This window comes from Paenibacillus diazotrophicus, from assembly GCF_042610465.1.
Map to the genome: position 1 here is coordinate 1040628 of NZ_JBGJZN010000001.1, position 11556 is coordinate 1052183.

Annotated in this window: 9 protein-coding genes; all 9 read right to left on the reverse strand. The window is 51.7% G+C overall.

Annotated elements, in window-relative coordinates; translation table 11 throughout:
• Positions 1–31: 31 nt before the first annotated feature.
• The 9 genes from ACAN54_RS04680 to ACAN54_RS04720 all read right to left on the reverse strand — a co-directional run bounded on the left by ACAN54_RS04680 (position 32) and on the right by ACAN54_RS04720 (position 11349).
• A complete protein-coding gene (locus ACAN54_RS04680; RefSeq protein WP_379153057.1) occupies positions 32–928 on the reverse strand; it encodes a hypothetical protein in 897 nt (298 codons plus the stop codon).
• A 31-nt stretch (positions 929–959) separates the two neighbouring features.
• The gene (locus ACAN54_RS04685) at positions 960–1670 is read right to left on the reverse strand and encodes a pseudouridine synthase (RefSeq protein ID WP_379153059.1); all 711 of its coding nucleotides are present in this window, start codon (positions 1668–1670) and stop codon (positions 960–962) included.
• 107 nt (positions 1671–1777) lie between these two features.
• On the reverse strand, positions 1778–1954 hold the full coding sequence (locus ACAN54_RS04690; protein WP_379153061.1) for a DUF3934 domain-containing protein: 177 nt from the start codon (positions 1952–1954) through the stop codon (positions 1778–1780).
• A gap of 145 nt (positions 1955–2099) precedes the next feature.
• Positions 2100–3188 carry an aspartate-semialdehyde dehydrogenase gene (asd, locus tag ACAN54_RS04695; protein ID WP_379153063.1) on the reverse strand — a complete coding sequence of 363 codons (1089 nt, stop codon included), beginning with the start codon at positions 3186–3188 and terminating at the stop codon, positions 2100–2102.
• Between the two features lie 126 nt (positions 3189–3314).
• On the reverse strand, positions 3315–4526 hold the full coding sequence (locus ACAN54_RS04700) for a VWA domain-containing protein (RefSeq protein ID WP_379153065.1): 1212 nt from the start codon (positions 4524–4526) through the stop codon (positions 3315–3317).
• Positions 4527–6872, reverse strand: a complete 2346-nt coding sequence (locus ACAN54_RS04705) for a DUF5682 family protein (RefSeq protein ID WP_379153067.1) — start codon at positions 6870–6872, stop codon at positions 4527–4529.
• Positions 6869–7972: an AAA family ATPase gene (locus tag ACAN54_RS04710; RefSeq protein ID WP_379153070.1), complete on the reverse strand. Its 1104-nt coding sequence runs from the start codon at positions 7970–7972 to the stop codon at positions 6869–6871. Before ACAN54_RS04710 ends, ACAN54_RS04705 begins: the two co-directional genes overlap by 4 nt.
• Positions 7973–8004: 32 nt before the next feature.
• A complete protein-coding gene (locus ACAN54_RS04715) occupies positions 8005–9858 on the reverse strand; it encodes a HEAT repeat domain-containing protein (RefSeq protein WP_379153072.1) in 1854 nt (617 codons plus the stop codon).
• A 51-nt stretch (positions 9859–9909) separates the two neighbouring features.
• On the reverse strand, positions 9910–11349 hold the full coding sequence (locus ACAN54_RS04720) for an SWIM zinc finger family protein (protein WP_379153074.1): 1440 nt from the start codon (positions 11347–11349) through the stop codon (positions 9910–9912).
• Positions 11350–11556: the final 207 nt, after the last annotated feature.

Consider the following 11556-nt stretch of genomic DNA (forward strand, 5'->3'; position numbering starts at 1 on the left):
CCATCTAAGAAACGGGACTGTTGCGGATTATTTATAATGATGATGAAGGATGAGAGTGTTTCAGCGGTGTGAGCTTGCTCATCCATCCGTCGATCTGATCATAGGAACCCTCTTGGATGCGCCGGTTGTAAGTGTCCACAAAACCTCCATCCCCGGCAGTCTGTCCTGCCCAGTTATAGAACTCCGGGAACTTTGCCTGCGCCTTATCTATCCTCTCCAGGATCAGATAGACATCAAGCAATGCCTCTAAATTGCTTTCCGTAGGGTCAGTCTTGAAGTTCTGTTCCAGATGTGGCAGCTGATCCTCATAATATTGCAATGTTCTGTCCTTATCGGGAACATACTGGTTGCCCCTGAGTTCATATACTGCGAATAATGCAGGACCCAGCGGCACCTGACCGGAATAAGGACTGGCTAACAACTCCGGCTGTTCATCCTGATCCACATCCTCAAAGATCAGCAGCACATTATCATTTACCGTAACCTGAAACTCGCCATCAATCTCCTCAATTACTATCGTTGCTGACTCGGGTCGATTATCAGCCAGCTCGAATTGAAAGGTGGGCCGGCTGTTCTGCAGGAGTGCTTTTGCCCAAACCTCTTCCTTGCGATCACTAATCATTCCGCCCTCTGGTTTTAATGCGGCTTGCTGACTATCGAACACGATCTCGCGGTTCTTAGCGATCAAAAACTGTGTATAATCAAATTCGCCGTTATTCCAGTAGTAGACTTCATAGTTCTGAGCGTTCAGTTCAAAAGAATCCTTATGTACATAACCGGGATACTGATCCTCGATCCGTGGGAACGATTCTGGAGAGACTTCTGGAGAAGGAAGCGACGAAATAGCCGGTGTAGAAAGAGGTAATGTGGATGAGCACCCGGCTAGGGTCAGCATCAATAAAATGAGAGTAAGATTCACAAATCGCATATGAGATAGTCCTCCTCTATCACTCTAATTTTTATATAGAAGACGGGTTACCGCTCAGCGTTCCAAGAAGCTCTGTCAACTCTTTTTGCTCCAGATGCCTCCACTGCCCTCTCTCCAGTCCGCTTAAGGATATATTCATTATCCTGATCCGCTCCAGCCTTAGCACTCTGTACCCTAATTCCTTGCACATGCGGCGGATCTGCAGATTCAGCCCTTGGGTGAGTATAATCCGAAACTCGCATTCGCTAACACGGCTGGTCTCACATGATTTGGTCCGGGTGCCCAGGATATCTACGCCAGCGGACATTTTTTGCAAAAACTCATCGGTAACGGGTTTGTCTACGGTAACCACATATTCCTTCTCATGCCCGTTCTCCGAACGCATCATTTGGTTCACGATCGCACCGTCATTGGTCAGCAGGATCAGTCCCTCGGAATGTTTATCCAGCCTGCCGATGGCAAACACCCGCGAAGGATATCCCACAAAATCAATGATATTCCCCTCCACCTCACGCGAGGATGTGCAGGTGATGCCCACCGGTTTGTTAAGTGCAAGATAGACGGGGGCACCTTTCACCGTTGTTATCCGCTCTCCATCTACAGCTACAATGTCTCCCGGCTCAACCTCCGCACCTTTTGCACAAGGACGGCCATTAATCGTAATCCTTCCAGCCGCAATTAATCTGTCTGTTTCCCGTCTTGGATACACACCTGTCTCACTTATGTATTTATTGATTCTCATATTAGATTTCGCACTCCTGCAAGTTAAATAGAAAAAACATCTGATTTGAATCGAAGTAGCCATTCCAAATCAGATGCCCCTTGATGATCTATTGGCATCCGGCCGTTTTACTTGCCGCTCCCGGTTTGTTTTGCGTTGCTGCTCTTGGCTGCACCCGTACCTTTGCCGCCAGGTCCCCCGGAGGGTCCGCCTTTTGGTTTCACAGGTTTCGCCGTTTTGTTCCAGCGGGTCCAGCCTTTGCTGCCTGTTCCTCTGCCTGTGCCGCCGCCTTTACTTTTTGCCACAATATCACTCCGTCAGTAATCAGTTTTCGCCTTGCTTCCATCTATCTTACCATTACCATGCACCATATGTCAGGAAAATACGCAAACAGCCTGCCGGGGCAGATCCGGCAGGCTGTTACTACTCCAAATTATATAGAAATGCAGATTACTTTTTCGGTTGAATGTAGCCTTCTGCTTTGAGCAGTTCAGCGATTAATACCGCGCCTCCGGCTGCACCTCTTACCGTATTGTGGGACAGACTGACGAATTTGTAGTCGTACAATGAATCTTCGCGGAGACGGCCTGCAGAGATACCCATACCATTCTCGATATCACGGTCCAGCTGCGTCTGAGGACGATTTTCCTCTGTGAAATAGGTAATGAACTGTTTGGGCGCACTTGGAAGACCAAGTTCCTGCGGACGGCCTTGAAAGCTGTTCCAGCGTTCAAGAATCTCTTCCTTCGACGGCTTCTGTTCAAAGGAGGCGAACACTGCAGCCATATGACCGTCAGCAACAGGCACACGGATACATTGTGTCGTAATAACAGGCTGTTCGCTTTTCACAATACCTTCGTCTGTCACATTACCCCAGATCCGTAGAGGCTCCTGCTCACTCTTCTCTTCTTCACCACCGATATAGGGAATGACGTTGTCCACCATTTCCGGCCAGTCGGTAAAGGTTTTGCCTGCACCGGAGATCGCCTGATAGGTAGTCACCACCACCTTGGACGGCTTAAAATCATTAAGCGCATGCAGTGTAGGCATGTAGCTCTGAATCGAGCAGTTAGGCTTAACCGCGATGAATCCAGTCTCTGTGCCCAGACGTTTGCGCTGCTGAGCAATGACTTCCAGATGCTCAGGATTGATCTCAGGGATCACCATAGGAACGTCAGGCGTCCAGCGGTGAGCGGAGTTATTGGAAATTACAGGAGTTCCAGTACGCGCATATGCTTCTTCCAGCGCCTTAATCTCTTCTTTTTTCATATCGACGGCGCAGAAGATCAGATCAACATCTGCAGCTACTTCCTCCACCTTGGAGGCATCCTGAACCATGATGCTTTTGACCGCCTCAGGCATAGGAGTGGAGAGCTTCCATCTGTTCTTGACCGATTCTTCATAAGTTTTACCTGCCGAGTTCGCACTTGCGGCAATAGCCGTTACTTGAAACCAGGGATGATTCTCAAGCAATGCGATAAAACGCTGGCCTACCATTCCGGTACCCCCGACGATACCCGCTCTCAACTTACTTGACATAAGAATTTCATTTCCTTTCAAGCAGCGCCTTCGATAGGTGCTTTTTAATAACCGATTATAAATGATATATGCAGCTTACACAATATGTGATTGTAAAGAAGAGGCTTTTGGAAAAAATTATCGGTGTTATGAAGCGCCCAGGCGTTTCGCCAGTTCGCCAAGATCCTGCCCCTTAAGCGCCCCTTCCACAAGCGCAGGCAGTAGAGCCGGAGTACAGGCGAAACAAGGAGTGCCATCGCGTGACAACTGGCCAGCCAGCCGCTCATCATAGGAGGGCTTGCCTTCATCCGACAAGGCGAGCAGGGTCATTGTGCGGACTCCCGACTCGCGCAGATCGCGCATCCGGCGCACAAGCCCAGCTTGGTTCCCGTTCTCATACAGATCCGAGACGATAATAAACAGCGTTTTCTTCGGCTCTTCAATGAACTGCTCGCAATACTTTACCGACTTATGGATATCCGTTCCGCCGCCTAGCTGAATCCCGAACAGCATATCCACCGGATCATTCGCACATTCTTCCGTCAAATCCACTACCTCGGTATCAAAAACAACCACCCTGGTATTCAGCGCCGGAATACTGGCGAAGATTGACCCGATGACCGAAGCCCAGATAATAGAGCTGGCCATCGAACCGCTCTGGTCAATATCAACGATAACTGTCCATTCCTTGCTGCGTCTGGCCCGGTCAAAATAATAAAACCGCTCAGGAATAATGATTCGCCGCTCCTGGTCGTAGTGCTTCAGATTCCGCTGAATGGTCCGCTTCCAGTCAAGCCCACTTAGCGAAGGCAGTGGAGAATGCTGCCGCTTGTTCAGCGCCCCGGTAACAGCACGGCGGATATCGGTTTCAAGCAGCTTAACCAGATCATCAACCAGAGCTTGAACCAGCATTCTTGCGGTATCTTTTGTTTTTTCAGGAATTTTCCCCTTCAATGACAAAAGCGTGCCTACCAGCTGGATATCCGGCTTCACCGCAGCTAGCAGTTCCGGCTCGAACAGCAGCTGTTTCCAGCCCCGGCGCTCCATGGCATCGCTCTGGATGATCGATACGACATCCTCCGGGAAGTAGCTGCGCACATCACCAAGCCATTTCGAGAGATTCAGGGCGGCATGGCCGGTCCCTGCTCCTTTCCCCCGGCCGGCAGGAGAGTTACCGGAGCTGCTTCCTCCGTTTGTCTCATCATAGATAGCGGCAAGTGCTGAGTCCATAATCAGCTCCTCTTCAGTCAGGCTAAGCTGGCCGCCTTCGCCATAAGCTGCGAGTGATGCCTCGGCTTCCTGTCCCAAGATCAGACGCCAACGGGTAACTGTGCTCTCTTGCTTAATATCATTCGTCATCTAGAAATCCCCGAAGTCAAAATCATTCAAATCGTCCAGCATCTTGGCTTCATCCTCCTTCAGTTCTCCGGTAAGGATCTCTGCTGCCTGCTCCGTATCCACACCCCACAGTTCGCCAAGCAGCTCGGAGATCATCGTCTTCTCCCTTGGCGAGAAAGTGCTGAATGCCCGGCGCAGAAACACCAGCGCCCGCTTGAATTCATCATCTTCGAGCGCATTAATATATTCGTTCAACTGCTCCCAGAGGCTCATTCTTGACAGCAGTCCATACCGGTTACGCATGGACAGGCCTTCGAACCAGCCAGCCCCCAGATCGGCCGGGATGCCGGGAGACAAGCGGCGGGAGACTTCCGAAGCAACCTCCTCAGCAGTGATCGCCCCACGCTCCATTAGAATGGCACAGGCGAACCCGGAGAGTCTCGGGTTACGGTTATCCTGCTCCGACAGATGCAGCAATTCCTTCAGCCACAGCGGTTCATCAACCGTCTCACTGTGGTCCAGAGATATTCCGTTCAGTTCATTCATAGCCACAATCATCTGCCCGGCGGCCTCATCATTGCAGCCACTAGCATCGAGCAGGAACAGGCATCCCCGCCGGAATAGTTCTTCCAACAGTGGTCTTAGAGGCACGGTATCCACCTTACGGATGTCGCCAAAGCCGATAATGGTGGCCAGTTCACGGGCTGCTGCAGCAATACCAACTACATCGCGGCTGTCTGCAGCAAGACTCTGAAGTACACGGCTGGCTTCCTCCATCTGTGCCGTCAAACCGCATTCACAGGCGACTCGTATGAGCACCGAGGCTTCGGCGATAGACCGGCAAGCCTGCAGCTTCTCACGCAGTACATAGGCGGCAGCCACTTCGATCGTTTCTCCCAGCAGGGTCGATTCGACAACCTGAATCTCGACCTCCGGGGTCCACTGGATGATCCAGTATTCTGCCCAGGTGGCCGCATCCTGTCCACTGGGCCTATTCTTGGCAAAAGATATGCCAAGCAGCTGCAGTCTATGGAAGAGAACAGACCGGTTCAGATCCAGATACGCTGCTTCCTCACGAGTTACTCTGCGGTTCTCCCGCAGGTCTAACGATAGTTCACTGGCTACGGTAGATTTATACTTCTCCAGCTTATATCGCTTCAGCAGCCGGTTCAGATCGTCCTGAATGGGGGTCTGACTGACACCTTCAGCCAGTTGCCCGATGGCTGTCCCCACATCCACTCTAGCCAGGGCATCGGCAATGACAGATAATTCACCGTGGCCAAGAAGAGTCTGAGCAGCATCGCGCAAATCACGCAGGGTAGGCGCACTACCGCCGTGCAGCGCAGCCAGCGACTCGGCCAGGCGTACCGCCTCGATTACCTCAGCCGTGGAGCGGTGGGTCCCGCTGCTGCGCAAATAGCCCGCCAACGTGGACAAATAAAGATGCGCCAGCTCCTCCGGCCGCCCGGCCTCCATGGTCTCCCACATCATTTCAAAGTAATGTGGTGCTCCATTCCCTGCCCCGTAGCCAGACTTTGTCGAGAGCTTGTAATACGAATATGGCATCAGTGTCAGCTTGGTACTGCGTGAAGGCAGACCCGCCAGTTGCTTATCATCCAGGGGTTCTGACAGATCGGTAAGCGCAGAAGCATGATATGCTCCGCAAATGACCACGATCTTATCCGGCGCATGGCCCTCAGCGATTTTCTCCCGGATCTGCCGCCGCATATAGGCTTCGCGCAGCGCGTTATAAGCGTGCTCCTTCGGCTGCTCAAGCTGCTCCCGACCTTCCGACAGTAAGCGCATCTCGGCGGAGAATGAAAGAATCGCCGCACGATAAGCTCCGGTACTTGCGTTGTGTTCGTAATTACGCTCCCAGTACATATCATAATCATGTTCACCGGCCAGCCGAGCAATCCGGCTATACACCGACTCTTCTTCCTTAATCGCTTCCGTAGACGGCTCTCCCGTCTCATTCACTTCTGGCTTCACTTGCTGTACGGATAGACTTTCCCGTCTCATGGCATCCTGCAGACTCAGAATAACCGAGGAAGGAAGATCAATAAATGCTGCATCCGCCCCATGATCCCTGGCCCATTTCATCCCCTGATATTCAGGGGAATAGACCGCTAAAGGCCACAGTGCAGTCCGAACCGGCAGCTCTTCCGTGAAAGCCAATATAGCAACGGGAGGTTGGGTTGAACGATGCGTCAAATGGCGAATTTCATCCGTGGCATCACTTGGGCCTTCGATCAGCACCGCCGTTGGCTGAAGCTCATTCAGGTATTCCAGCAGATGCTTCGCGCCGCCCGGAGACAAGTGACGTACTCCGAAAATATTCACCCCGGCTTCAGCGGTCGCTTTCACTCGTTCAGCTCCTTACAGGCCTGGTAAAGTCCGCGCCATTCTGCTCCTTTTTTCTTCATCACATTATCCAGGTATTCTTTCCAGACCAGCTTATCCTTGTCATCGTCCTTGACCACTGCTCCTTGAAGTCCTGCAGCAAGGTCGCGTTCTGTCAGCTCACCATCACCGAAGCTGGCTGCAAGCGCCATACTGTTCGTCAGCAGGGAGATGGCCTCAGCCGTGGAGATCACCCCAGCCGGTGTTTTTACCTTCTCCTTCTTGTCCAGTGTCATGCCGCTGCGCAGCTCCCGGAAGATCGTAACCACCTTCAGCAGCGCCTCATCCGCAGGAACGGAAGCCCCAAGATTATAGGAGGATGCAATCTCAGCAACCCGCTTCTTCACAATCGACAACTCGGTTTCAATATCCGTCGGTGCAGGCAGCACGATAATATTGAAGCGCCGCTTCAGTGCAGCCGACATTTCGTTGACACCGCGGTCTCTTGTATTGGCAGTGGCTATAATGGAAAAGCCCTTGCGCGCACCCGTTTCCTTACCAAGCTCCGGCACGGAGATCGTCTTCTCCGAGAGAATGGAGATCAACGCATCCTGCACCTCCGAAGCACAGCGGGAGATCTCTTCGAACCGGGCAATCCCGCCATCCTCCATAGCCCGCATAATCGGGCTTTTGACCAGTGCTTCCGGGGTTGGGCCGTTAGCCAGCAGCATGGCATAATTCCATGAATAGCGAACATGCTCTTCACTGGTGCCGGCCGTGCCCTGTACAACAAGTCCAGAGTTGCCATAGATGGCCGCTGCCAGGTTCTCCGACAGCCAGGATTTTGCCGTTCCCGGCTCCCCGATCAGCAGCAGTGCGCGGTCGGTGACCAGGGTGGCTACGGCCATCTCAATCAGGCGCGTGTTGCCGATGTATTTAGGGGTAATCACCTTTTTGCCAGCCTTTCCGCCTGCGATAAAGGTCAGCACCGAGCGCGGTGACATCTGCCATCCGGCCGGAATATTACCTTTATCCTCCTTACGCAGCGCCTCCAGCTCTTCCTGATACAATACCTCTGCCGGCAGACGCATATAATCCTGAAGGTGTTCTTGTTCCGTTGACATGGATATCTCTCCTTTGATTAGACCGCTCATGATTATTCCTGGCTGCGAAGCTGATTGATCACATATTCCAGCTGCGCACGGCTTTCGTAGTACCTCAGATTCGGGAGAAGTGCTTCCAGACGGCTGATGAAGCTTACGGGAAACTTCAGCATTTGCTGGAATTGGGCATATTCAAATCTGTAGGGACTATAGCCCTTCTCATTTTCCATTGCCGATATCTGCAGCTCATTCAGTTCAGAATCCGGCATCCCAGAACGCGCCAGACCTGTAAAGATATTCGCCATAAAGTCATGATTCCGCTGCTTTTTCTGCTGGATGCTCTGATCGCTCAATTTATTCAGCAGATAGCTGCGGGATTCTTCATGATCCGGTCGGGCAAAAGCGCATACCAGCTCGGTCACATCCCGATGTATGAACAAATCCAACCAACGAGGGTCCCATGCGGCCTGGATTTTTTCGGGGGAGAGCATTCCCATCTCACGGTATGGACGCTCCCTCTGCGGGTCCCAGACTGCGTCATACCATATTTCCTCTACATTCATAACCTGCTGCATAATTGTATCCATAAGCAGCTTGTTACGCTGCGCAGAATCCTTGGTGACTACAGCTTTTAGCTTGTTTATCAGCGTGCCGCCAAATTGTCTGTAGAGCTCCTCAGGTGACATCAGCTGCTGGGCTGCGCGGAAAAAGTGCGGGAAATAGCGGGAATCAAGTTTTTCCAGCTGTCGCAGCTCCTCAAAAGCCGATTCCGAAGCGGCTCTCTGTTTATACCACGCGGCTTCATTAATTACAGTCGTAAAGCCCAGGGAAGCAAACCGTCTATATTCCTGGATTACATAGCTGTAGAGCTCATCCAACTGCGAATTCCGCTGTCCGGAAAGAACCGTCGCAAACGGCCGGATTCTGTTCCATACTTCCTCCGTATGCTTCTTATCCACATTCTCCTGCGGCGCTTCATGCAACTCTTTGTTATATAGTACTGACAGCTTTTCAAATAGTGTTGCTGAAGAACTGTGCACTATAGCATCTGCAGCTAGCTCCCGGTCTTTTTTGCCCGAAAAAGCTTCATACAGACGTTCCTCGCCTTGTGGTGAACCGCCTGCAGCCAGTGCTTTATACGCAGCTTCGCGGATCACTTTTTTCTTATCGGTACTCCACTCCAGCAGGGCTGGCAGGTAAGCTTCATGTGTGCCAAGGCATTCAATAGCAGCGGCCCGGATCTCGTCACTGCCGGTTTCAGCAGCATGAAAGATCTCTTCAAGCACTTCCGTTCCTCCCGCCTTGGCGATGGTCTTTAGCTTGCGGACTTCACTTTTACCGCCGGTGATATTCAGATTTTCGATCAGATAGCCGGTAATGTCAGGACCGTAGGCCGGGAGAATCTCCGACATACTATATTCGGCGATCTCGGAATAAGGATCATTGAGTGCCGCAATCGCGAGCGGAAGCAGACGAAGATCCTGAAACATCCCCTCCTTAAAAGCCTCAATTACAATCTCATATCTGCCGCTCCCGGTGGTAGTGAGCGCCTGCCGTACTGCGGCGAGCTTACGGTAAGGATATTTGGTCTCCAGCAAAAGATTACGGCTGCGAAGCTCACCAGGAGTGCCTTCTGGTGCAGTAACCCCTTGGGTATACAGCACCGATTCCAGCAGCAGCGTCAGCTCCTGCAGCCGGGTCGCGGCCTGCATTCCTTGCCCGTCCCCGGGCTCCAGCAGAGAGGCAATGCCTTCCCCGAGCCTTTTGAACACTGCAGCCCGCTCGCCAAGCTGCTGAAATTGCGGCAGCAGCCGTTTTAGGCGGAAATCACCTGCGGCCAGATCACTGCCGGCGATATATAATCTTCTGACCTCTTGGTGAAGCTCTTGCAATAATGCTGTACTCATGGGCTGTCCCCCTATAGGATATATAAGAACGTATATGATATTTATAGACAGTTAGTACAATAGCCGGGTAATCGACCCACCCTGGATCAGGGATAACGGCTGAGCTACCAGGCGTCCCTGATCCAGCAGATGCTCGAACATCACCAGCATGCAGCAATCCTTCAGAGCAGATGCAGGCAGGAACGGGAGCAGCTCAAGGGTGCCCTGAGGCAACGAAGGAATGTCTTCCAATACCAGCCCGGCTCCGGATTCATCCGTGATCACATACTGGCCGTTTTCGGTCACACCGAGGCTGGATGCATGAAGTAATACAACAGGGGTTTTATCACTTAAAGGGTTCTTCAATTGATTTTTGACCTTCTTGAGCGTCTCAGCATAAGAACGGCTAGCTTTTACCAAGACTTGTTCGAGATCTGCATCACTTACAGCTCTTGATGTCATTTCTTCATAACGCACTCTGACATTCATATCTCCCGGGTAAGTGTACAGCAGCGGAATACAGGCAAGCTCAAAAAAGCTGTCTTCCTCCCGCATCAGCTTGGCAGCTTTATAAGGACGGTAATTCACAGTCCGGTGAATCTCGCCGCTAGCGGTCTCCAGCCAGTAGCCTACATCTACCAACTCCTGCCGGGCAGCATCATCGTAACTATAGAACGCAAGCTGCATTAGCTCCACATTTTCCTTCACCAGCCCATACTCCTTAAGCTCCGATAGCTGCCATGCATGTCCCAGCCATTCATCAATCGAAGATTCATGATCGAGAGCCAGCTCCGGGTCCTCGGCTCTGGCTGTCAGATAGATCCGGCCTTTCTTGATAAAAGCATGCAGCCGCGTTAACTGCTCCATGGCATATGTATAACCCTCTTCTCTGTCCTCTCCCTTGCCCAGCAACAGAGCAAACCTGCGCAGCTGTGTCTGCGCTCCAGATAAATAATAATTACCAAGCTGCTTCACATGCTCTTGTATGGTTTTGAGTGTCTTGTTGTCGATGGAGGATAATCCGCCGCGGATCAGAGACAGCACAAGCTTTTCCAGCAGATCGAGTCCCTCGAGCTGTGCGTTTATTTTCTTCTTCAATGCAGACTTGTTGACCTTCTTTGGCTTACTCTCGGTACCCTCGGCCGTCTGCTTCGCCTTGTTCTCAACCCGTTTCTCCGCCTTCTCACGTTTGGAGGCAACATCCTCCGGCACAGGTGCTAGCGAGAAAGCCTGCCCATCCACATAAGCATAAAGGAGGCCCAAGGTGTGCTTGCAAGGGAACTGGCGGCTGGGACAGGTACAACGGAACACCGGACTTTCAGGGGTAATAAAATCCACAGAGCATTCGTAAGGGGTTTTACCGCTCCCGGCGCATTGACCAAAGAGCAACTCTCCATTCTCTGAAACATGCAGCTGTACGAAGCTCTTCTTGCGCACCAGACCCTGGCCATTCTTAATGGCAGCGGCATTGGGTGCGAGCGAATCTACATAGGATGATGTTAGTTCAGGCAAATTAGTTGTCCTCCCGACTGAATTAGGTGGCAGTTCAGCTGATATATTGTGTTATTTGCACACATGTACTTCATTACGTCATTACCCAGATTAAGGGATAAGATCACATGTTTGCATTTATCTTAGCAAAAATATCCACCGGTTCCAATCCGGGACACGCTCAGGCGGGAAAAACAGGAATAAAGTCATGTAAAGATAAGTTTATTG

Coding starts and splice junctions, on each gene's coding strand:
- ACAN54_RS04680 (WP_379153057.1), bottom strand. CDS start 928: ATGCGATTTGTGAATCTTACTCTCATTTTATTGATGCTGACCCTAGCC.
- ACAN54_RS04685 (WP_379153059.1), bottom strand. CDS start 1,670: ATGAGAATCAATAAATACATAAGTGAGACAGGTGTGTATCCAAGACGG.
- asd (WP_379153063.1), bottom strand. CDS start 3,188: ATGTCAAGTAAGTTGAGAGCGGGTATCGTCGGGGGTACCGGAATGGTA.
- ACAN54_RS04700 (WP_379153065.1), bottom strand. CDS start 4,526: ATGACGAATGATATTAAGCAAGAGAGCACAGTTACCCGTTGGCGTCTG.
- ACAN54_RS04710 (WP_379153070.1), bottom strand. CDS start 7,972: ATGTCAACGGAACAAGAACACCTTCAGGATTATATGCGTCTGCCGGCA.
- ACAN54_RS04715 (WP_379153072.1), bottom strand. CDS start 9,858: ATGAGTACAGCATTATTGCAAGAGCTTCACCAAGAGGTCAGAAGATTA.